General features: G+C 68.3%; 21 protein-coding genes. 10 read left to right on the forward strand and 11 right to left on the reverse strand.

Annotated elements, in window-relative coordinates; genetic code table 11:
• Window positions 1–57: 57 nt before the first annotated feature.
• Window positions 58–1,383: a cryptochrome/photolyase family protein gene (locus ABD210_RS09710; RefSeq protein ID WP_344110656.1), complete on the forward strand. Its 1,326-nt coding sequence runs from the start codon at window positions 58–60 to the stop codon at window positions 1,381–1,383.
• 108 nt (window positions 1,384–1,491) lie between these two features.
• Here the strand turns inward: ABD210_RS09710 and ABD210_RS09715 are convergent, their stop codons facing one another.
• Window positions 1,492–1,986, reverse strand: coding sequence for a GNAT family N-acetyltransferase (locus ABD210_RS09715; protein WP_344110658.1), 495 nt, complete (start codon window positions 1,984–1,986; stop codon window positions 1,492–1,494).
• Between the two features lie 92 nt (window positions 1,987–2,078).
• On the opposite strand from ABD210_RS09715, the gene ABD210_RS09720 reads away from it, so the two are divergent.
• The 3 genes from ABD210_RS09720 to ABD210_RS09730 are packed head-to-tail and all read left to right on the forward strand — an operon-like array spanning window position 2,079 to window position 4,410.
• On the forward strand, window positions 2,079–2,471 hold the full coding sequence (locus ABD210_RS09720; protein WP_344110659.1) for a GntR family transcriptional regulator: 393 nt from the start codon (window positions 2,079–2,081) through the stop codon (window positions 2,469–2,471).
• Complete coding sequence (locus tag ABD210_RS09725) at window positions 2,468–3,358, forward strand: ABC transporter ATP-binding protein (protein WP_344110661.1); 891 nt, start codon at window positions 2,468–2,470, stop codon at window positions 3,356–3,358. The genes ABD210_RS09720 and ABD210_RS09725 overlap by 4 nt, the downstream gene beginning before the upstream one ends.
• Window positions 3,355–4,410, forward strand: coding sequence for an ABC transporter permease subunit (locus tag ABD210_RS09730; RefSeq protein WP_344110663.1), 1,056 nt, complete (start codon window positions 3,355–3,357; stop codon window positions 4,408–4,410). Before ABD210_RS09725 ends, ABD210_RS09730 begins: the two co-directional genes overlap by 4 nt.
• A 545-nt stretch (window positions 4,411–4,955) precedes the next feature.
• Here ABD210_RS09730 and ABD210_RS09735 read toward each other — a convergent pair.
• The 6 genes from ABD210_RS09735 to ABD210_RS09760 form a co-directional block, all read right to left on the reverse strand.
• Window positions 4,956–6,227 carry an APC family permease gene (locus ABD210_RS09735; protein ID WP_344110664.1) on the reverse strand — a complete coding sequence of 424 codons (1,272 nt, stop codon included), beginning with the start codon at window positions 6,225–6,227 and terminating at the stop codon, window positions 4,956–4,958.
• 161 nt (window positions 6,228–6,388) lie between these two features.
• Window positions 6,389–7,225 carry a class II fructose-bisphosphate aldolase gene (locus tag ABD210_RS09740; protein WP_344110665.1) on the reverse strand — a complete coding sequence of 279 codons (837 nt, stop codon included), beginning with the start codon at window positions 7,223–7,225 and terminating at the stop codon, window positions 6,389–6,391.
• 24 nt (window positions 7,226–7,249) lie between these two features.
• Window positions 7,250–8,173 (reverse strand): 1-phosphofructokinase family hexose kinase, encoded by a 924-nt coding sequence (locus tag ABD210_RS09745; protein ID WP_344110666.1) that lies wholly within the window; start codon window positions 8,171–8,173, stop codon window positions 7,250–7,252.
• Window positions 8,161–9,291, reverse strand: a complete 1,131-nt coding sequence (gene nagA / locus ABD210_RS09750; RefSeq protein ID WP_344110668.1) for an N-acetylglucosamine-6-phosphate deacetylase — start codon at window positions 9,289–9,291, stop codon at window positions 8,161–8,163. Before nagA ends, ABD210_RS09745 begins: the two co-directional genes overlap by 13 nt.
• The gene (locus ABD210_RS09755) at window positions 9,288–10,241 is read right to left on the reverse strand and encodes an ROK family protein (RefSeq protein WP_344110670.1); all 954 of its coding nucleotides are present in this window, start codon (window positions 10,239–10,241) and stop codon (window positions 9,288–9,290) included. Before ABD210_RS09755 ends, nagA begins: the two co-directional genes overlap by 4 nt.
• Before the next feature lie 130 nt (window positions 10,242–10,371).
• Window positions 10,372–10,998: a TetR/AcrR family transcriptional regulator gene (locus ABD210_RS09760; protein ID WP_344110671.1), complete on the reverse strand. Its 627-nt coding sequence runs from the start codon at window positions 10,996–10,998 to the stop codon at window positions 10,372–10,374.
• 379 nt (window positions 10,999–11,377) lie between these two features.
• Here ABD210_RS09760 and ABD210_RS09765 point away from each other — a divergent pair, with 379 nt between their 5' ends.
• The 3 genes from ABD210_RS09765 to ABD210_RS09775 all read left to right on the forward strand — a co-directional run bounded on the left by ABD210_RS09765 (window position 11,378) and on the right by ABD210_RS09775 (window position 13,940).
• Entirely contained in the window at window positions 11,378–12,112 is a 735-nt protein-coding gene (locus ABD210_RS09765; protein ID WP_344110673.1) for a PaaI family thioesterase, read from the forward strand.
• Between the two features lie 250 nt (window positions 12,113–12,362).
• Window positions 12,363–12,890 (forward strand): hypothetical protein, encoded by a 528-nt coding sequence (locus tag ABD210_RS09770; RefSeq protein WP_344110675.1) that lies wholly within the window; start codon window positions 12,363–12,365, stop codon window positions 12,888–12,890.
• A gap of 210 nt (window positions 12,891–13,100) precedes the next feature.
• Window positions 13,101–13,940 carry a phosphotransferase enzyme family protein gene (locus tag ABD210_RS09775; protein WP_344110677.1) on the forward strand — a complete coding sequence of 280 codons (840 nt, stop codon included), beginning with the start codon at window positions 13,101–13,103 and terminating at the stop codon, window positions 13,938–13,940.
• A 59-nt stretch (window positions 13,941–13,999) separates the two neighbouring features.
• On the opposite strand, the gene ABD210_RS09780 is transcribed toward ABD210_RS09775, so the two are convergent.
• Both ABD210_RS09780 and pdxH read right to left on the reverse strand, forming a co-directional pair.
• Complete coding sequence (locus ABD210_RS09780; protein WP_344110678.1) at window positions 14,000–14,392, reverse strand: MerR family transcriptional regulator; 393 nt, start codon at window positions 14,390–14,392, stop codon at window positions 14,000–14,002.
• 305 nt (window positions 14,393–14,697) lie between these two features.
• Complete coding sequence (gene pdxH / locus ABD210_RS09785) at window positions 14,698–15,324, reverse strand: pyridoxamine 5'-phosphate oxidase (RefSeq protein WP_344112032.1); 627 nt, start codon at window positions 15,322–15,324, stop codon at window positions 14,698–14,700.
• Window positions 15,325–15,555: 231 nt separating this feature from the next.
• Here pdxH and ABD210_RS09790 point away from each other — a divergent pair, with 231 nt between their 5' ends.
• Window positions 15,556–16,668, forward strand: a complete 1,113-nt coding sequence (locus ABD210_RS09790) for a citrate synthase 2 (protein WP_344110679.1) — start codon at window positions 15,556–15,558, stop codon at window positions 16,666–16,668.
• Window positions 16,669–16,760: 92 nt separating this feature from the next.
• Here the strand turns inward: ABD210_RS09790 and ABD210_RS09795 are convergent, their stop codons facing one another.
• Window positions 16,761–17,615 (reverse strand): helix-turn-helix domain-containing protein, encoded by an 855-nt coding sequence (locus tag ABD210_RS09795; protein WP_344110680.1) that lies wholly within the window; start codon window positions 17,613–17,615, stop codon window positions 16,761–16,763.
• 114 nt (window positions 17,616–17,729) lie between these two features.
• Between ABD210_RS09795 and ABD210_RS09800 the strand changes: the two genes are divergently transcribed.
• A complete protein-coding gene (locus ABD210_RS09800; RefSeq protein WP_344110681.1) occupies window positions 17,730–18,563 on the forward strand; it encodes a phytanoyl-CoA dioxygenase family protein in 834 nt (277 codons plus the stop codon).
• Between the two features lie 110 nt (window positions 18,564–18,673).
• On the forward strand, window positions 18,674–19,798 hold the full coding sequence (gene serC, locus ABD210_RS09805; RefSeq protein WP_344110682.1) for a phosphoserine transaminase: 1,125 nt from the start codon (window positions 18,674–18,676) through the stop codon (window positions 19,796–19,798).
• 120 nt (window positions 19,799–19,918) lie between these two features.
• Here the strand turns inward: serC and ABD210_RS09810 are convergent, their stop codons facing one another.
• Window positions 19,919–20,983 (reverse strand): hypothetical protein, encoded by a 1,065-nt coding sequence (locus tag ABD210_RS09810; RefSeq protein ID WP_344110683.1) that lies wholly within the window; start codon window positions 20,981–20,983, stop codon window positions 19,919–19,921.
• Window positions 20,984–20,987 lie beyond the last annotated feature (4 nt).

Genomic DNA, 20,987 nt, shown 5'->3' on the forward strand with positions numbered 1-20,987 from the left:
GGCCCGGCGCTGCCGAACTTGTGCACAGGTTTTGCCGGCCGAGCACACCACGGCAGGATGCGACGCGTGGCTCCTGCGGTGATGTGGTTCAGGCGCGACCTCCGGCTGGCGGACAACCCAGCCCTACTCGACGCGGCTGCAGCCGGCGACGGTCAGTTGATCGGCCTCTTCGTCCTCGACCCGCTTTTGTGGGACGAGGACGAAGAGGCCGATGCCCGTCGCGATCGCCTGGTCGCATCGCTGAGGAGTCTGTCGGACTCGATGGGCGGCAAGCTCGTCGTACGGCGTGGGGATCCGGCGGAGGTGGTTCCCGCCCTCGCCAAGGAAATCGGCGCGGTGAGTGTCCACGTCGCTGCGGACTACGGGCCTTATGGGCAGCGCCGCGATCGCGCGGTCGAGGAGGCACTGGACTGCCCGTTGATCGCGACGGGATCCCCGTACGCCGTGGCGCCCGGGCGGGTGCTGACCCAGCAGGGATCGTCGTACCAGGTGTTCACCCCGTACTTCCGCGCGTGGCTCGAGCACGGCTGGCGGCAGCCGGTCGATCCGCCCGCACGGGTCGAGTGGATCGGCAGGTGGAGTGACGCACTGCCGTCGGCTTCTCCTGTGGACGGGGCCGGGGAAGGGGCCGCGCGTCAGCACTGGCAGGACTACCTCGACGGCGTCGCGGCGTACGACGACGAGCGTGATCGGCCGGACCTGGATTCCACCTCGCGGATGTCGATCCCCCTGAAGTACGGGGAGATCCACCCGCGCACGATGCTGGCGGATCTCGCCCGGCAGCGCAGCGCGGGTGCCGAGGCGTACCGCCGCGAGCTCGCCTGGCGCGAGTTCTGCGGTGACCTGCTGGCGCGACACCCCGAGGCTGCGTGGAAGCCGTTGCGGCCGGAGTTCGAGAAGCTGGCATACGACGAACCGGGCGACTCGTTCGATGCCTGGTGCAACGGTCTGACCGGGTACCCGATCGTGGATGCCGGGATGCGACAGCTCGCGCAGAGCGGGTTCATGCACAACCGGGTCCGGATGGTGGTGGCGTCGTTCCTGGTGAAGGACCTGCACGTGCACTGGAAGCACGGCGCGAAGTGGTTCATGCGGAAGCTGCAGGACGGGGATCTCGCGTCGAACTCCCTGAACTGGCAATGGGTGGCGGGCTGCGGTGCCGACGCATCGCCGTACTTCCGGATCTTCAACCCGACCACGCAGGGCCTCAAGTTCGACCCGGCCGGCGACTACGTCCGCCGCTGGATCCCCGCGCTGGCGAACCTGCCGGGCAGGGCCGCGCACGAGCCGTGGAAGCACTCGGCTGAGGGCTACCCGGCCCGGATCGTCGACCACGCCGAGGCCCGGCAGGAAGCCCTCCGCCGCTACGACGCCCTCCGCTGACGCTGCACGGCAACCATTGACGCCTCACACGAACACCGCGGCCTCCCAGGACCGCGCCTTCACAGGACCGCGCCTTCACAGGACCGCGCCTTCACAGGAACCGCGGCCTCAGAGGAACTTGGCGAGGACCAGGTCGTCCATCGGCTCGCCGTCGATGATGAACTCGGCGATGCGGCGGGCCTCGACGACGTAGCCGTGGCGTTCGTACAGCCGCTGCGCCCTGAGGTTGGCGCTGAACACATTCAGGCTGATCTTGCGCCCGTGCCGGCGCCTCGCCTCCGCGGTGATCGCGTCCAGCAGGGCTGATCCGACACCGCGGCGCCGCGCGGTCGGCGCGACCGCCAGGCCGGCGACCAGCAACACCCCGGCGCCCTCGACGAACGAGTACTTGTCCACCAGCCGCGCGAACCCGAGCACCTGGTCGCCGTCCGTGGCGACCAGCACCGCCTCGGGCCGACTGTGTTCGTTGAAGAACGAGTCCCGTTCGACCGTGCGGAACGAAGGGAAGCCGGACCTGGAGTCCCAGGCGTTCCGGTCCAGGTCGAGCAAGGCGGCGTCATCGGCTTCGACGGCCTGCCGGACCGTCACCCCCACGTCAGTCACGTCGCCATCCTCCCCCATCGCCGGACCAGTCTTGACGGATGAACCTCTTAGGAGCGTATTGTGCTAGTTAACTAGATGAATGGGAGATCGGGATGATCGAGTTCCACCTCGACGGACGGTCGGGCGTCTCGCCGTACCAGCAGATCGTTCAGCAGGTCCGGAACGCGTTGCGGCTGGGGATGTTGCGGGAAGGGGACCGGTTGCCGACGGTCAAGGACGTGGTGGCACAGCTCGCGATCAACCCGAACACCGTGCTCAAGGCCTACCGCGAGCTCGAGCACGAAGGGCTGGTCTCGGCGAGGCCGGGGGTCGGCACCTTCGTCATCCGGACGCTCGCGGACACGAACCTCGCCGCGCATGGGCCGCTGCGGCAGGACCTGCAGCGCTGGCTGAGCAAGGCCCGGCGGGCGGGGCTGGACGACGAAAGCATCGAGGCACTCTTCATGACCACCTTTCGGACCGCCGCTCAGGAGGACATAGCGTGACAACCGTTCTGCAGGCCCAGGGACTGGGCAAGAAATACGGGCGCCGCTGGGCGCTGTCGGACTGCACGCTCGAGGTCCCGGCGGGCCGCGTCGTCGGACTGGTCGGGCCCAACGGCGCAGGCAAGAGCACGCTGCTGAACCTGTCGGTCGGCATGCTCACGCCGACCAGGGGCACGATCGAGGTGCTCGGCGCTCCGGCCGGGACCAACCAGCAGGCCAAGATCGGTTTCGTCGCCCAGGACACCCCCACCTACGCGAGGTTGAACGTTGCGGACCACCTGCGCCTCGGCGCCCGGCTCAATCCGGCGTGGGACGACGCCGTCGCCCAGCAGCGGATCCGCCACCTCGGTCTGGATCCGAAGCAACGGGCCGGGAGGCTGTCCGGTGGTCAGCGCGCGCAGCTCGCGCTCACCCTGGGCATTGCCAAACGACCCGAGCTGCTGATCCTCGACGAACCGGTCGCCAGCCTCGATCCGCTGGCCCGCCGCGAGTTCCTGCAGGACCTGATGGAGGCCGTCGCCGAGCAGGAGCTGAGCGTCGTGCTGTCGTCTCACCTGGTCTCCGACGTCGAGCGGTCCTGCGACTACCTGGTCGTGCTGGTCGAGTCCCGCGTGCAGGTCAGCGGCGAGATCGACACGCTGCTGGCTACGCACTACCGGCTGGTGGGTCCGCGCCGCGACGAGAAGTCGCTGCCGGCCGGCCAGCACGTGATCTCGGCCAGCCACACCGATCGTCAGTCCACCTTCCTGATCCGCACCGACCAACCGATCCTCGATCCGGCGTGGACGGTCTCGCAGCTCAACCTCGAGGACCTCGTGCTGGCCTACATGGGCCGCTCCGCCTCGCCCCAGGAGAACAGCCGCCCTGTGTTGGAGGTCCAGAGATGACCTGGCTGACCTGGCGGCAGTTCCGCCTGCAGGCCCTGGTGGTCCTCGCCGCCGTCGCAGTGCTCGCCATCTTCCTGGCCGTGACCGGCCCCGCCCTGTTGAACGACTACCAGTCGAGCCACGACGGCTTCCTGGACCGCATCAGCTTCGACCAGCTCAACAGCTACCTGTACGTCGTCGGCCAGGCTCTCGTGTACGCCGCCCCGCCGGTGATCGGCGCCTTCTGGGGCGCACCACTGATCGCTCGCGAACTGGAAGCCGGAACGCATCGGCTGGTGTGGAACCAGAGCATCAGCCGCACTCGCTGGCTCGCCACCAAGCTGGCCATCACCGGGCTGGCCGCGATGGCCGTGACCGGATTGCTGAGCCTCGCGGTCAGCTGGTGGTCCGACCCGATCGACGACGCGATCGGCGCCGGTCAAGCGTCCGGCATCTTCAACGCGCCGCGGCTGCTGCCGCCCATCTTCGGTGCGCGCGGCGTGGTGCCGATCGGCTATGCGGCGTTCGCGTTCGCCCTCGGTGTCGCCGTCGGTCTGGTCGTGCGCCGCAGCGTGGTCGCGATCGCCATCACGCTGGCCGGCGTGATCGCCGTCCAGATCCTGTCGCCGATCCTGCTGCGGCCGCATCTGATGACGCCCGTCGAGACCAAGGTGATCGTGACGACCGAGAACATGCGAGGGCTCCAGCTGTCGGGTCCGGATCAGAATCCGCAGGTGCTACGAGTCGAGGCTCAACTCGAGGGCCTGGGCTTCTGGAAGCTGTCCGAGCACACGGTCAACGCAGCCGGCCAGGTCCAGAAGACCCTGCCGAGCTGGGTTGCGGATTGCGTCCCGGCTCCGCCGGGCGCCCCGGCGGCAGACAAAGGACAGCAGACCCAGCCGATGGCGAGCTGTTTCCAACGCCTCGCGGATGAGGGCTACCGGCAAGTGATCACCTATCAGCCGGCCAGTCGGTTCTGGGGTCTGCAGTGGCGTGAGACCGGGCTGTTCCTCGTCCTTGCCCTCACCCTGACCGGCTTCAGCTTCTGGCGGATCCGCCGCGATCTGACCTGATCGGCTAGTGCTACAGCCGGAGTTTGTGATGTTGCGGGGACGGGCCCGGACTGCCGGCACTCAGCAACCTGAGGGTTCTGGTCGCGAGCAGGCCTACGCACGCTCGGCTGGAGTCCATCAGCCGTGGTTGATGAGCGTTGGCGCTCCGGGGCAGCTCACGAACCCGCCGAAACCACGCCGCCCTTGATCAGCACCCGACTCGGTGGCCGCGCAGCGGTCAAGAAGTGGTGGCCTTGAACACCAGCCCGGGACCGCGGACACGAAATAACGTGTTCAAGGCCCCGACTACCTGTCCCAGGCCCCCACTACCTGTCCCAGGTCCCGTCCCGACTACCTGTCCCAGGCCCCCACTACCTGTCCCAGGTCCCGTCCCGACTACCTGTCACAGGTCCCGTCCCCACGACCTGTCCCAGGCCCCGTCCCCCACGACCTGTCCCAGGCCCCCACTACCTGTCCCAGGTCCCCACTCTTGGTCAGGGCCGCACCCCACCCAGCCCTCCACGGCCCCGTGCCGAAAGGCATCATCACGAACTACGGCTCTCGTACTAGGCAGTGCTCGCCCGGCGACGAACCAGCAGCCGGGCGAGCATCGCCAGACCGAGCAGCACCGCACAGGTCACGGCCGAGGTCAGCGGCAAGGTGACCGCCAGCACGAGACAACCGGCCAGCCCTAGGACGTTGACGAATCGCGGCCAGCGACGTTGCTCGGCCGGCTGGGTGAACGCCGCGGCGTTCGCGATCGCGTAGTACAGCAGGACACCGAACGACGAGAAGCCGATCACGCCGCGCAGGTCGGTCGTCAGCACCAGGACTCCGACCACGACGGCCAACGCGAGTTCGGCATGATGCGGCACCTGGAACCGTGGATGAACCGCGGCCAGCCAGCGCGGCAGATCGCGTGTGCGGGCCATCGCCAGGGACGTCCGCCCGATCCCGGCGATCAGCGCCAGCAGCGCACCGAGACTCGCCAGCGCTGCTCCCACCCTGACGATCGGCTGGGCCCAGGCGGCGCCGACCGCCTCGACCGCTGTCGCCAGTGGAGCGGACGACGCCGCGATCCGGTCGGGGCCAAGCGCCAGCAGCAAGCTCACACCGACCAACAGATAGATGCCTACCGCAACGAAGAGCGCGATCAGGATGGCGCGCGGGATGGTGCGTGCGGGGTCACGGACCTCCTCCCCCATGGTGGCGATCCGCGCATATCCCGCGAACGCGAAGAAAAGCAGACCAGCGGCCTGTAGTACGCCGTAGGGGTTGGTGCTGGTCGACCAGTTCGTGACGTGGTCCGCGGCTGGTGAGATCAGTAGCACCGCGACGACGATGGCCAGCACGAGAAGAGTGCAGCCGACGAGCACGCGGGTCAGTGCGGCGGTCCTGGTGACGCCGCGATAGTTGACCGCTGTCAGTGCGAGTACTGCAGCAAGCGCGGTCAACCGTTGCGCCCACTCATGCCCCGGTACTGCGTACGTGGCGAAGGTGAGCGCCATGGCAGCGCAGGATGCGGTCTTGCCGAGCACGAAGGCGCAGCCGGCCGCATATCCCCACCAGGGGCCGAGACGTTCCCGGCCGTACGCATAGGTGCCACCCGAGACCGGGTAGACGGCAGCGAGCTGCGCGGAGGCAACCGCGTTGCAGTACGCGACGAATGCCGCGATGACCAGCGAGAGCAGGACAAGTGCACCCGCGGCCCGAGCAGCCGGGGCCCAGACGGCGAAGACGCCGGCGCCAACCATGGAGCCCAGCCCGATCACCGCCGCGTCGCCGACTCCAAGCCGGCGGGCCAACGCCGGCTGGGGGCTGATGCTGCGCTCAGTCACCGGCAGCCATCGCCACAGTGATCTTCTGCTCGGCATCGGCGACCACATCCTTAGGAGCCTCGGGCAGCAGGTCCGCCCACAACGCAAGCATCTCCCGACGGGCCTCGAGCATGCCCAGCGGGCGCGGGAAGAACCGGCTGGATCCGCGGCGGTTCCTCGCTCTAGTAGGCCTTCAGCAGGGTCAGTAGACGAGCCACCTCGGCCGCGACCGCAGTACGGGCGGGGCCGAGGTATTTGCGGGTGTCCACCAAGGCCGGCTGCTCGGCGAGGACCTGGCGGACGGTCGCGGTGAAGACGTTGTTGAGGTGGGTCGCGATGTTGACCTTCGTCATGCCGGCCTCGACCGCGCGAGTGAGGTCCGCGTCCGCCACCCCCGAGGAACCGTGCAGCACCAGAGGAACCGGTACGGCGGCCCGCAGTTCGGCGATCAACGCGAAGTCGAGTTCGGCTGTTCGCTCCGTCATGGCGTGGGACGAGCCGACGGCGACCGCGAGTGCGTCCACGCCGGTCGCCTCGGCGAAGGCCACCGCCTCGTCCGGCCTGGTCCGGGCGCCCGGTGCGTGCACGCCGTCCTTGCCGCCGACCTCGCCGATCTCGGCCTCGACGAACACGCCGTGGTCGTGGCAGAAGCTCGTGACCTCGGTAGTCGCCGCGACGTTGTCGGCGTACTCGAGTTTGGACGCGTCGTACATCACCGAGGTGAAGCCGAGCGAGACCGCCTCGGTGACGAGATCGCGATCCATGGCGTGATCCAGGTGGACCACCACGGGGACTTCGGAGGCAGCCGCCGCGGCGAGCGTGGCGACGGCGATCGGCTTCAGCGCACCGTGGTATTTCACCGCGTTCTCGCTGATCTGGAGGATGACAGGGGCACCGACCTGTTCGGCGCCGGCGATGAGCGCGGTCGCGTGCTCGAGCTGGATCACGTTGAACGCGCCGACCCCCCGACCCGCCTTCGCAGCACTCAGGACGACCTCGGCTCCGGAAACCAACGGCATGACCAATCCCCTTGTCTACAAGCGCTACAGGCTCTGTACGGCGACCTGCGGCTGCCACCGCCGGTATGCCGCAAGGTCGATGTCCCCGGCAACCGGTGTCAGCACGGCCGCGGCTGATGCCGCCACTGCCGACTTGAGAACTTCGGACCAGTCGGGCTTGGGCGATTCCGCGACAGCCGCGGCAACGACCGCAGTACAGGCGTCACCGGCTCCGGTCGGGTTGCCCGCGACCTGCTCGACCGGCAGGGCACGCCAGGAACCGAGCTTGCTCGCGGCAACCATTCCGCGCGGGCCGTCGGTGGTCACCGCGGCGGTGGCACCGAGATCGACGAGCTGTCGTGCGCCTTCTTCGACAGAGATGTCAGCGCTGAGTGCGTCGCGGAGCTCGGCCGCGTTGGAGCGGACCACAGCGCCGGCCCTTGCGGCGGCGAGCAAGGCGTCGCCGCCGACATCGATCACGGACAGGACATCGTGGTGACGAGCTCGAACCGCCAGCTCGGCATAGGCATCCGCGGGCAGTCCTGGCGGCAGGCTGCCCGAGCAGGCGAGCACGCCCAACCTTGCCCAGGGCATCCGATCGTGAAACGCTCGCCACTCGTCCGGCGAGACCGACGGGCCCTTCTCGTTGAAGATCGTCGCGTCGCCGTCGGTACCGTTGACGATGGCAACGGTACGGCGGGTCTCCCCCGCGATCGGCGTCAGCAACGCGGTCAGCCCGGCGTCGAACAGCTCCTCGGCGACGATCTCGCCGGTGAGTCCGCCGACGAATCCCAGTGCCAGCACCTGATGTCCCAGCGTCGCAGCGACCCGGGCGACGTTCACGCCTTTGCCACCGGCGCGTTGACGAGTCTCGGTGACGCGGTGGCTGCCGCCGACCACGAACTCGTCGACGTGGTACGTGACGTCGAGCGCCAAGTTGAGGGTGACGGTTCCGATCAGTCCAGCCACGAACCGGCTCGCATCACCTTGCGGACGGCGTACTCCTCGTCCAGCACCACCAGGTCGGCCCGCTTACCGGTCTCGATCCCGCCCACGTCGTACCAGCCGAAGGTCTGGGCCGGGGTGGTCGAGGCCATCCGCGACGCGTCGACGAGACCGACCCCCGCCTTCACCGCGTTGGCGAAGGCGACATCCATCGTCAAGGTGCTACCGGCAATCGAGTGGGCGCCGTGGGCAAGCGTCGCGAGCCCGTCCTTCACGTCCACCTCGAGGCTGCCGAGCAGGTACCGACCGTTCGGCATGCCGGTCGCGACCATCGCGTCGGTGATCAGCGCGATCCTGCTGACCCCGGCCGCGGCCAGCGCGACCCTGACCACCTGAGGGTCGAGATGCATGCCGTCGTTGATCACTTCCAGCAGCAACCGCGGATCGTTCAGGGCCGCACCGACCGGTCCCGGATCGCGGTGGTGGAAGGGCCGCATCCCGTTGAACAGATGCGTCGCCACGGTCGCGCCCGCGTCGGCTCCCGCGATCATCTGCTCATACGTCGCGTCGGTGTGCCCGAGCGCCGCGACCACCCCGGCGTCGACCACCTGGCGGATCGCGTCGAGGCCGCTCGGCAACTCGGGCGCGATCGTCACCATCTTCACTGCGTCGCTGAGCACCTTCGCCACGTCGCCCTCGACCGGGTCGCGCAGCAGGGTCGGCTCGTGCGCGCCGCAGCGGGCCTCGGACAGGAACGGGCCTTCGAGGTGCACGCCTCTGATCACGCCGTCCGTGATCAGGTCGGCCAGGCAGGCGGTCTGCGAGACGAGGTCGTCGAGTGGCGCCGTGACCAGGCTCGCCATCGTCGTGGTGGTCCCGTGCCTGGCGTGGAAGGCCGCGACCTTGCGGGCCTCCTCGGGATCCGTGGTCGAGTACGTCGCTCCACCGCCGCCGTGCGTGTGGATGTCAACGAACCCGGGGACGACCGTCACGTCGCCGAGGTCCTCCGGTCGCTGTCCGTCCGCGGGCATCCCGTCGGACCGGCGGCCGAAGGACTGGATGTCGCCGTCAGCCACCTGGATCCAGGCGTGCTCCAGAACGTCGTCCGGCGTGACGAGTCGCGCCACGCGATACGTCGTCATACGGTCTGCTCTCCACTCTCCTCCGCGGTGACGCGATCCCAGGCCATCAGCGCCGCACCGAGACAGCCGGCCTCTTCACCCAGCACCGCGGCCACGATCTCCGGCCCACGCTGGAACGTCAGCCGTCTGGAAACACCTTCGCGCAGCGGCGCCAGCAGGGTTTCACCGGCCCCCACCAGACCGCCACCGATCGCGATCCGGGTCGGCGCGACGAGTGTCGTGTAGAGCACCAGCGCATCAACCAGGACAGCTATCGCGTCGTCCCACACTGCTGCCGCAGCGGGATCACCTTGGGCCAGCAGTTCAAGCACTTCACGCGAGCCGTCGACAGCCTTGCCGGTCCGTACGCCGTATCGCCTCGCCAGCGCGGCGGCGGATGCCACTGTCTCCAGGCAACCCCATTGGCCGCAGGCGCAGAGCTCGGCCGCATCCCCGTGGACGAACCGGGTGTGTCCGAGCTCGCCGGCGTACCCGTCGCCGTAGACGAGCGAACCGTCGACCACCATGGCGGCGGCGATCCCCGTGCCCAGCGGAAGGAAGAGCGAGTTCGTGGTGCCGGCGAGAGCGCCCTGGCGAAGCTCGGCGTAGCCACCCGCGCGGACGTCGTGGGCGAGGATCACCGGCTGGTCGTCGCCAACGGCTGCCTTCAGTTCGGCGAGCACCGGCGTACCGACCCAGGCGAGGTTCTCCGCGCCGACGGTCCCGGTCCCGGCATCGATGATGCCCGGCACGACGACTCCGATCGCGCGCACGCGATGGCCGTCCGCCGCCGCTTTCTGACCGAGTTCGACGACGGTTTCGAGCAGGGCGTCGAGCACGGCGCGGCCCCCGGCTTCCCGGGGTGTCGGCCTGGTCTCCCGGTGCAGCACAGCACCATCGGCGGCGACCAGGCCGCACTTCATCCGGGTTCCACCGAGATCGACGGCAACCACGACTTCACAGGGGTCCACGGAGCGCCATTATGCAGCGTTACCGGGCAGTTCGAACATCCGTGAGCATTTTCTGGACAACTCTGATGAGACCACCGGAACGGCTGGATCGCCGTGCGGCAGCCTCACCGAGGCGTCGATCCGGCCGAGGTCAGTTGCGCAGGCCGCGGTCGAAAGCGGCCACCAGGAAGGCGATCAGGCTCTCCGCCAGCTTGCCCGGATCCTCCGACTCGTCCGCGCCAGGCACTGGGGACAAAGCCAGCGACTGATGCAGGGCAAGCAGTCCCAACATGTTCACGTACCCGAAGGCGACCGACTCCGGCGCGGCCCCCGGCAACGCCTGCTGCAAGGCGGCGAGATACCTCGCCTCGACCGGATCCGACTCGGCGGCGTACAACTCGCGGATCCGCTGGCTGGGGTCGAACGCGATCCGGCCGATGAACCTGGCCACCACCGGCCCGCGGTCCCCGCGGCGCAGTACGAGATCGAGGCCCGGCTCGATGAAGGCCCGGATGAGTTGCTCCGCTGTCGGTTGCCCGATGGCCTCCAACTGGTCCAGCCGACGTCTGCGCTCGGTGTTCACCGGCGCCATCGCGCGGGAGACCGCCGCCCGCAGCAATGCTTCCTTCGAGCCGAAGTGATAGTTCACCGCGGCGATATTGGCGGCTGCGGCCACCGTGATGGCACGCAGCGAGGTTCCTTCATAGCCCCCTTCACCGAACCTTTGCTCGGCGATGTTGAGCAGTCGTTCCCGGGTTGATTCCACGGGTGTTTCCACAGAGCTCTCCTTCCCCCCGGCTACTGCTCGCGCAGGCACCCCACCTGCTCACTCGCCGTAGCCTGCAGTCAGCATAGTTCAAACGGACGTTTGAATGAGAGTGGTCAGGACAGTAAATCTGCGAAGAATCCACACAATCTTGCGAGATCTCGTCATTTACCGTGTTTGCGCCGCCTGGAAGGGCCTTGCTCGCGCAACCGAGGGGTGGTGGGCGGACGATTCCTTGGCCGCTCGACCATGGTCCGACCTTGGAGATCGGGGCTTTGGCGATCACCGACAGTCACAGTCGGCCTACCGGCTGCAGTCGGAGGTTCCTGCTGGTGGCAGGCCAGAGGTGCAGGAGGTTTGGGGCGGCTGGATGAAGCTAGGGTCGGTGGGCATGAGTGGGCGAGAGGTGCTGCGGATCGCGCCGCGGTTTCGAGGACCGGCACAGTCAGGCAACGGCGGCTACGTCGCCGGGCAGGTCGGTACGGCGTTGGCCGCGGTTGCCGCCGAGGGCACCGTTCCGCGGGTGCGGCTGATGTTGCCGCCACCGATGGAGGTCGACCTGGACCTACACATCGACACCGACTCGGCCCGGTTGGGGAACTCAGGCGACCCGGTCGCCGAGGCGGTCACCGTGCCGTCGGACAGCCTGGGCGACGCCACGATCGACCCGGTAGGGCCGGACGAGGCGCGCGCGGCAGAGACGTCGTACCGGGGGCTTGTCAACCATCCCTTTCCGGGCTGCTTCGTGTGCGGACCGGCGAACGCGGAAGGGCTGCGACTGAAGCCCGGCCCGGTCGGCGACGGACGGACCGCATGCTCCTGGCAACCGGCGGCTGAGCTGACCGGTGATGACGGGTTGGTGGATCCCGTTTACCTGTGGGCCGCGCTCGATTGCCCGGGCGGTTGGGCGATCGACCTCGAGGGCCGGCCGTCGGTGCTCGGCCAGATGAGCGCCTGCATCGACGCCCGTCCACCGGCGGGCGAGGCCTGCGTCGTGATGGGCCGCGTCCTCGGCGAGGAAGGTCGCAAGACCTACACCGCAAGCACCCTCTACGACGCCGACGGCCGAGTCCTCGCGCGAGCCCGCCACACCTGGGTCCTGGTCGATCCCGCACTCTTCAACTGACCATCCTCCGCCTCTCCGTTGAGTGCCCGGGGCAACCCGTCCCGGCCGGCCGCTGGCCAGTGGTGAGGTCGACTGGCGGCTTTTTCGCGGACTGGCGCCAAATAAGCCGCCACCGGTCGTAGAACGCGGCATCGGGTCGGGCGGACTCAGCCGGGCGATGGTGAGGGGCAGGGATGGGCGCGCGTTCGGGTGAGGGCAGGAAGAGGACAGACGGGATGACGGCTGCCTGGGAGTCGTGAGACTTGGTGGCATGGTGACTCTTCGCGCGTTCGGAGCCGCGGTTCTCGTCGGGCTGATCGGTCTCACTGTCGGCTGTTCCGCTGACGACATCGGCGCCGCAGCCTCTTCCCCGCCGCCCGCAGCCTCGACACCGACGCCTACCCCGACTTCGCCCACGCCAACGGCTCTGCCGACGGCTCTGCCGACGGCTCTGCCGACGTCAACGCCGGCCAGGACGACGCCGCGGGTGCCGACTCTGGTCGGGCAATCGATGAAGGCCAAGGACGGCAGGAACACCAGCCGCTGCTTGAAGAAGTCCTGCGAGGTCCTCGTCAGCACCGGCTCCCAGTTCCGGATCAAGACCTCCAAAGGCTTCGCCACCATCACCATCGTTGCTGTCAGCCCCCAAGGCCTGACCATCGGCCTGTACGGCGACTCCGGCTTCGGCGGCCAGACCAGTTCCGGCTCGGCGCCCGGCGAGTTCGTCGCCTACAACGAGGTCCACATCAGCGCCCTCGCCGTCTCGGGCAAATCCGCCGTACTCCGCCTCACCCGCTGACCCGTCGTTCCGGCCTACGCCTCACCTCACCCGCTCGCCACCGCCGTCGGCTCTGCCGCGGTAAGCCACGGTCTGCCTGATCAGCCAGGAACTTCGCCACGTCCAGGTCGCGCGGGCGTCGTACCATGCTGACCCGGTGCAGTGCGAAGCAGCCGCACTCTTGGAGGAGGTCGCAGTGAACACGGCTCCATTTCCAGCCGACAAGATCTGATGCTGGGTTCAGACCTGCTGCGCGACTACGGCGTCAGTGCGTCGAGACTTCACCCGCATCCTGGTGGATTCGAGAGTGACTGCTGGATCGCGGACGAGGCCTGGTTCGTCAAGCTCTGGCGGCGGCAGGAGCCGCCGGCTGGGCTGGGCCTCCTCCATGAGCTTCATGCAGCCGGACTGCCCGTGCCGGCACCGCTCCCGACCATCGACGGCGAGCTCTACGCGACGTGGCATGGCAGGCCCTACGCCGTTTTTCCCTACGTTCGAGGACGGACAGCGACTCGCGACGATTGGCGTCAGACCGCGCAGGCCCTGCGGCGCGTCCACGAACTCGATCACATCGACCTGCCGCACGCCACGATGGCTGAGCCGGAGATCCGGCAGTTGCGTGAGCGGCTCGATCACCCCTGGATCGCGCACCGGCACGACGAAGTTGCCGAGGCCATCTCGCGGTTGGAGCGGGCGATCGAGCGAGCAAGAGCCAAGGTCGTCCGGCAGGTCGTCTGCCATCGGGACTTCGGCGGCTTCAACCTGATCCTCGCCGGCGGCGAGGTCGCGGCCATCCTGGACTGGGAGCAAGCTGTCCTCGGTCCTCGAGAGCACGACGTCTGGATCGCGGCGGAGGGCGAGCACACCGAGGCGTTCCTGTCCGAATACGGTGCTCGGGATCTCGACATCGATCACGTCGAGTACGCGCTGCTGGCGCGGGCGCTGCAGGACATGGCGGCTCGTGTTCTCGGTGAGACGGATCGGCCTGGGGTGGACACCTGGGGCTTCCGGCGAATCGCCAAACTGGACAGCGATCTGGCCCACTTTCGTCCCTTCTGCGCACAGCCCTGACCACTTCGGCCCCAGGACAGCCCGAGACCTTGAACTGGTGTGCGCACCCGGGCGCGGGGTCAGGATCTGATGGTCTCCGCGGCGTCCGCCTCACGGGCACCGTAGTAGGCGATCTTGTCGTCCAGGACGGTCAGCGCCGCGTCCATCCGGGCGATGTGCTCGACCAGGGCGGCCCGGCGCTCGTGCAGGAACTCGACACGGGAGGCCGGGGTGCCCTCCGAGCGAAGCAGCGCGGTGAACCGTTGCAGATCGGCGATCCCCAGGCCCGCGTCCCGAAGACACGTCACCACGCCGATCCAGGCGATGTCGCCCTCGTGGAAGACACGCCGGCCGCCGGGCAACCGTTTGATCGGGCCGATGAGCGCCTCGCGCTCGTAGTACCGCAAAGTGTCCAGGCTCAGGCCGGTGATCGCCGCGGCCTCACCCGGTGTGTACTGGCCGTTCTCGGTCATGCCCACATCCTCGCACCCGCCCGCGGCGTGTTCATCTGTCGGCGAAAACTGGTTGAACGTGGTCGGTTCGCGACGTAGGTTTTGAGTACACGCGAAGGGAGGTGGTCCAACGCATGAATTGCTATCGGACTCGTGAGGTGGCGGCGGGCTGACCGCCAACCACTAATCAGTGGGCAAGTGGTCGGCCAGTTCAACGCCAGCCACCGGACCCGTGGGCAGTCAGGAAAGTCCGCCTGACCCTGAGCTCGGCCACCCGGTCGTGTCTCCGGAAGCGCCCACGGGTCTCTTTTTTTGCCCTCCTGGCCTCAGGGCTGGAGCCGGATCAGGTCCCAGGACGACGAGCCGGTGCGGCGGTAGGCGAGCCGATCGTGGAGCCGGCCGGTGCGGCCCTGCCAGAACTCGAACGCCTCGGGGTGGATGCGGTAACCACCCCAGAAGTACGGGGTCGAGATCTCGGTGCCCTCCGGCCACTGCCGCTCGTACGACGCGTACTGCAGGTCCAGCTCTTCCCGGCTGTCCACCGGCTGACTCTGCTGGGATGCCCAGGCGCCGAGCTGCGAACCCCGCGGCCGGCTGGCGAAGTACCCATCGACTTCTTCGGTCGGCAGCTTCTCGGCCCTGCCCTCGATGCGGACCTGGCGTTCCATCGCGTGCCAAGGGAAGACCAGCGCGCAGTACGGGTTCGAGGCCAGGTCGTCGGCCTTGCGGGACTGCTGGTTCGTGTAGAAGACGAACCCGCGGTCGTCGAGGCCCTTGAGCAGAACGGTTCTCGCCGACGGTCGGCCGTCCGCGTCGGCGGTGGCGAGCACCATCGCGTTCGGCTCGGCGATCCCGGCCTCCGTGGCCTGGGCGAGCCACTGCCCGAACTGCTTGATCGGGTCGGCGTCGACGTGGCTCTCGAGCAACTCCCCGAGCCCGTACGTCTGCCGCATCTCTGCTAGATCCACGGCTCTGAGCCTAGATCAGCGGGGGAACGTGTCACCTTGCGACTGGCAGTAGCCGGGAACATCCCGCACTGGTTGCGGAACGTCGGACGTCGGCAGCGTCTTACGCCGATCACCAGCAGGAAGCGTAAACGCCGAAGCGGTCACAGATCTGTCCGCGTGGCGAGGGGGCGAACTATGCTTCCTGGGCGCCTCAAACGACAAGGGAGTCAGCGGCTGATGTCAGATCCGAAAACCGAGGTCCAGCACGGTCTCGAGGGAGTCGTCGCCTTCGACACCCAGATCGCTGAGCCGGACAAAGAGGGTTCGGCGCTGCGCTACCGCGGTGTCGACATCGAGGATCTGGTCGGCCGGGTGCCGTTCGAGAACGTCTGGGGTCTGCTCGTCGACGGCGCTTTCACCCCGGGGCTGCCGCCTGCGGAGCCCTTCCCGCTGCCGGTGCACAGCGGCGACATCCGCGTCGACGTGCAGTCCGCGCTGGCGATGCTCGCACCTGCCTGGGGACTCCGGCCGCTGTACGACATCGACGACACCCAGGCCCGCGACGACCTGTCCCGCGCGGCCGTGATGGCGCTCTCGTACGTCGCCCAGGCGGCTCGTGGCATCGGGCAACCGATGGTGCCGCAACGCGAGGTGGACAAGGCGACCACCATCACCGAGCGGTTCATGATCCGCTGGCGTGGCGAGCCCGATCCCAAGCACGTCAAGGCGGTCGACGCCTACTGGACCTCCGCCGCCGAGCACGGCATGAACGCCTCCACGTTCACCGCCCGGGTGATCGCCTCCACCGGCGCCGACGTGGCCGCGGCCTTGTCGGGTGCCGTCGGTGCGATGTCCGGTCCGCTGCATGGTGGTGCGCCGGCCCGGGTGCTCACGATGATCGAGGGCGTCGAGAAGACGGGTGACGCCCGTGCGTACGTCAAGGGACTGCTCGACGCCGGTGATCGGCTGATGGGATTCGGCCACCGCGTGTACCGGGCGGAAGACCCGCGCGCCCGCGTACTTCGCCGTACGGCGCGTGAGCTGGACGCACCCCGCTACGAGGTCGCCGAGGCGTTGGAGAAGGCCGCGCTGGCCGAGCTCCGCGAGCGCCGGCCGGACCGGGTCCTCGAGACGAACGTGGAGTTCTGGGCCGCGATCGTGCTCGACTTCGCCGAGGTCCCGCCGCCGATGTTCACCTCGATGTTCACCTGCGCGCGTACGGCGGGCTGGAGCGCGCACGTGCTCGAGCAGAAGCGCACCGGCCGCCTGATCCGCCCCTCCGCGATCTACTCCGGCCCGGCCACCCGCCCCGCCACCTCCGTCGAAGGCTGGAACCCGTCCTGGGCCTGATCCCGGTCCCCGCATCCTTGCGTCCGAAGAGGTGGGGGGCCTGCCCCGCGGTTCTTCGGACGTAAGGTCGATCGTTGGCGCGGTGGCGGGCACTAGCGGTTGGCGGTGTCTCTGGTGCGGGCTTGGCTGGGTGGGCGACCGGTGCGTTGCTTGTACTGGCGGCTGAAATAGGGGACGTCGGTGTAGCCGAGTGCCGAGGCTGTCTGCGTGACAGTCATGCCGGTTTCGGTGAGCAGTTGGTGTGCTCTGTCGATCCTTGCCTGGATCAAGTACTGCGCCGGCGACATCCCCAGCCGGGCGACGAACCGGCGAGTGAACTGAGCCCGGGACAACGCAGCTCGCGCGGCCATCTCGTTGACGCTCCAGTCCCGGCCAGGGTCCTGCCGGATCACCTGGGCGACTTCCTCGACGGCCGCGTCGGTCGCGCTCTTTCCGGGGTTGTTCGCGCCTTCCCAGATCAGACAGAGCAACTGCTCGAGGCACAGCGCGGCTTGCCGCCGGCCTAATGGATCACCTCGTCTGTACGCCGAGTCGGAGCTCCTGGCGAGGGCTCCGAGGAGAGTCCTGTCCTGCAGGTCGCACCACCGCTGCTTCGGTACTACGTCCGCTGGTGCCACCTGTTGATGCTGTACGACGTCCGCGGTGGCGACGCGGTCTGGGGGGTTCACGTCGAAGTGCATGCCGAACACCAGCAGGCGGCGGCGTGGATCGTGGCCGGCCGTCGGGGCATCACCGGGAGCGAAGACGGCACAGGTCCCGGGGCCCAGGTCTCGGCTGTTGCCGTTGAGTTCCAGGCGGCCGATTCCGTCGAGCACGCACCACAGGAGGTAGTCGGGAAGCGGCCGCGAGACCCAGGACCAGCTCGGCTCGCAGCGCCAGAACGTGGGCGGTGACAGCAGCTGCAGGTCGAGCGGGGTTCCGTCGGCAAGGCTTGGATGATGCGTCAAAAGCTCAACTCCTTGCGCCGATCTTCCGTGGTTCCCGGGGTGGCTCGGCTCGGAGAATTAGCTTGCCAGATGCATTGTCCGGGATTCGGGCCGGGTCGACTGCGGGAGTTGTGGATGAGCGTTTCGTTCAAGGACGAGTTCGCGACTGCGGGCTATACGTTGGTGCGCGGACTGTTCGGGGTGGAGGAGGTCGGACGGCTCCGGGAGCACTACATGGAGCTGCGCGGCCGGGGTTCCTACCCGGGCGACGTCGTCGGCGTACAGGCGAACAGTCGCGACCCGCTCCGCCGGTATCCGCGGATGGCGCAGATGCATCGGTGGGACGACCTGTCCCTGCAGTGGATGATCGACGACCGCCTGGACGAGGTGATGACCACCTTGCTCGGCAGATCGCCGTACGCAGTACAGACGATGATCTACTTCAAGCCGCCGGGGTCGCGCGGTCAGGCGTTGCACCAGGACAACTTCTATCTGAAGGCCGAACCGGGGACGTGTGTTGCTGCATGGATGGCGCTGGACCGCGTCGACCAGGACAACGGCTGTCTCGAGGTTGTCCCCGGCAGTCATCGGTGGCCGATCCTGTGCACGGAGAAGGCCGACACGAAGGTCAGCTTCACCGACGTGACGGTGCCCTTGCCTAAGGCTGACGCCGCAGTACCGGTGGTGATGGAACCGGGGGACGTGCTGTTCTTCCATGGTGCACTCGTGCATGGCAGCGCGCCCAACGTGACCACCGACCGATTTCGCCGCGCGCTGATCGGTCACTACATCCAGGGTGAGGCCGAGCAGGTCGCGGAGTACTACCACCCGGCACTGCGGATGGACGGCACCCCGCTGGAGCTAGGCGTCGCCGAGGGTGGCGGTGCCTGCGGCGAGTGGGTCGCCACGGACAACGGCCCAGTAGCCGTCATGACCGGCCAACACACCATCACGCGCAAACACGAGTAGACCGCCCGGGTTCTGGGCTGCTGCGGGCGGCGTGTCGGAGGTGTGGAACACTGGACTGCGCTGACAGCGTCGTCGGCAAGCACTCAGCCAGACGACGAAGGGAACCGCTGGTGACCAGCGACATCACTATCCCCGAAGATCTCAAGCCCGCCGACGGCCGCTTCGGCGCCGGTCCTTCCAAGGTGCGCCCCGAGGCCGTCGCGGCCCTGGCGACCGAGGGCGCGAAGCTGCTCGGCACCTCGCACCGCCAGGCCCCGGTGAAGAACCTGGTCGGCCGGGTCCAGCAGGGCGTGGCCGACCTGTTCCAGCTGCCCGACGGCTACCAGGTGGTGCTCGGCAACGGTGGTTCGACCGCGTTCTGGGACATCGCGACCTTCGCGCTGATCCGGGAGAAGAGCCAGCACCTGAGCTTCGGCGAGTTCTCCTCCAAGTTCGCCAAGGCCGCGCAGCTCGCGCCGCACCTCGGCGAGCCGAGCGTGATCAAGGCCGACCCGGGCACCCGTCCGGTCGCTGTCGCGGAAGCCGGCGTTGACCTGTACGCATGGCCGCACAACGAGACCTCCACCGGTGTGATGGCGCCGGTGAAGCGGGTCGAGGGTGCCGACGAGGGCGCATTGGTCGCGATCGACGCCACCTCCGGCGCGGGCGGTCTGCCGGTCGACCTCAACGAGACCGACGTGTACTACTTCGCGCCGCAGAAGTGCTTCGCCTCCGACGGCGGCCTGTGGATCGCGATCCTGTCGCCGACCGCGCTGGCCCGGGTCGAGGAGATCACCGCGTCCGGTCGCTGGATCCCGGCATTCCTGGACCTGGCGACCGCGATCGACAACTCCAGCAAGAACCAGACCTACAACACCCCGTCGCTGGCCACGCTGTTCCTGATGGCCGAGCAGACCGACTGGATCAACAGCCAGGGCGGACTGGAGTGGAGCGTCGCCCGCACGACCGACTCCAGCAACCGGCTCTACACCTGGGCCGAGAAGTCGGACTACGCGACCCCGTACGTCGAGGACGCGGACGCCCGCTCCCTCGTCATCGGCACGATCGACCTGGACGAGTCCATCGACGCAGCCGCGGTGGCCAAGACGCTGCGCGCCAACGGCATCGTCGACACCGAGCCGTACCGCAAGCTCGGCCGCAACCAGCTCCGGGTCGCGATGTTCCCCGCCGTCGACCCCGACGACGTCGAGAAGCTCACCCAGGCCATCGACTACACCGTCGACCAGCTCCGCTGACCTAGCCGCACTCCCCCAACAGCCGCCGACCCACCGGTCGGCGGCTGTTGCTTTCCACGTGACGTACGAGACGTCGGAAGCAACAGCCGGGTGCGGGGGTTTCTCCGTGGGAGGGTAGAGCTAGACCGTGGTGCGGCGGCGGCCTCGGGGGTCGGGTGGGGTTTGACCGGTGAGGCGGGCGTTTTCGGCCATCCGGTCGAGGCGCTCGCGGCGGCCGGGCGGGAACGTGACGACGGTGATGATCAAGCCGAACAGGGCGGCGCCGATCAGGATCCAGCGCAGGTTGTGGTTCGACTTGGTCTGGCTGGTGTCACCAGCGGACGCTTTGGGCGTTGCCGTGGCGCTCGGACTCGCCGCCGCCTTCCGCGGCGGGACCCGGACCTGGTAGACGACCGAACCCTTGCCCTCGCTGCCGATCAACAGGTCGTCGCCGGACGGGCCGACGGCGACCGACTCCCCCTGCGCGAGAGGAGCCGGATCACGGCCCACCAGCATCGGCGTAGTTCCCCAGTCGACGCTGGCAACGTCGACGTAGCTGCGCAGAACCACCCGCTGCCCGTCCGGCATGAAGGTGCCGTCGGTGACTCCGGCCGGCGCGTCGGCGAGCTTGGTCAGTTGGTTGGTGCCCTGGCGCGACGCCTGCTCGGGCGCCGCGTAGTAGCCACCCTTGCCGCTCGCGACCTTGGTCACGAAAAACATCTGCTTCGTCTCCGGCTCGATCAGCAGAGTCTCAGCGTCGTGCGCACCGTCGGGGTACTTGAAGTCGTACCGGTGGAACTTGACGCTTGGCTCGTCCTGCAGCTGCGCCGGCTCCGGGATCGTGTAGACCTCGATCATGTCCCGGTTCGACTTGTTGTCGCCGATATCGGCGATGTAGATCATGCCGTCGCGGTCGACGGCGATCGCCTCGACATCCTTGACCGGGGCCTTGAAGCTCAGCACCATCCTGACCTTGCCGCTGGCGTTGATGCCGAACACCCGGGCCGTGTCACCGGAGTCGTTCACCGTCCACCAGATGCCCTCGTACTTCTGGCTCTTGGCCAGCCCCGAGGACTCGTTGACCCGCGTGTCGCGAATCGTGAACAGCTTCTTCGGCGTCGGCGGCGGGTCTGCCTGACTGGCCGCGGCCGCCGAACCAGCCGGCAGCGCGGCGCCCGCCAGACTGAGCAGGGTCACCGCGGCCACGGTC

It is taken from the genome of Kribbella alba (genome assembly GCF_039529635.1).
Lineage (GTDB): Bacteria > Actinomycetota > Actinomycetes > Propionibacteriales > Kribbellaceae > Kribbella > Kribbella alba.

Coding starts and splice junctions, on each gene's coding strand:
- ABD210_RS09710 (WP_344110656.1), top strand. CDS start 58: ATGCGACGCGTGGCTCCTGCGGTGATGTGGTTCAGGCGCGACCTCCGG.
- ABD210_RS09720 (WP_344110659.1), top strand. CDS start 2,079: ATGATCGAGTTCCACCTCGACGGACGGTCGGGCGTCTCGCCGTACCAG.
- ABD210_RS09730 (WP_344110663.1), top strand. CDS start 3,355: ATGACCTGGCTGACCTGGCGGCAGTTCCGCCTGCAGGCCCTGGTGGTC.
- ABD210_RS09740 (WP_344110665.1), bottom strand. CDS start 7,225: ATGCCGTTGGTTTCCGGAGCCGAGGTCGTCCTGAGTGCTGCGAAGGCG.
- nagA (WP_344110668.1), bottom strand. CDS start 9,291: ATGACGACGTATCGCGTGGCGCGACTCGTCACGCCGGACGACGTTCTG.
- ABD210_RS09765 (WP_344110673.1), top strand. CDS start 11,378: ATGAGTGGGCGAGAGGTGCTGCGGATCGCGCCGCGGTTTCGAGGACCG.
- ABD210_RS09770 (WP_344110675.1), top strand. CDS start 12,363: ATGGTGACTCTTCGCGCGTTCGGAGCCGCGGTTCTCGTCGGGCTGATC.
- ABD210_RS09775 (WP_344110677.1), top strand. CDS start 13,101: ATGCTGGGTTCAGACCTGCTGCGCGACTACGGCGTCAGTGCGTCGAGA.
- ABD210_RS09780 (WP_344110678.1), bottom strand. CDS start 14,392: ATGACCGAGAACGGCCAGTACACACCGGGTGAGGCCGCGGCGATCACC.
- pdxH (WP_344112032.1), bottom strand. CDS start 15,324: ATGCGGCAGACGTACGGGCTCGGGGAGTTGCTCGAGAGCCACGTCGAC.
- ABD210_RS09790 (WP_344110679.1), top strand. CDS start 15,556: ATGTCAGATCCGAAAACCGAGGTCCAGCACGGTCTCGAGGGAGTCGTC.
- ABD210_RS09800 (WP_344110681.1), top strand. CDS start 17,730: ATGAGCGTTTCGTTCAAGGACGAGTTCGCGACTGCGGGCTATACGTTG.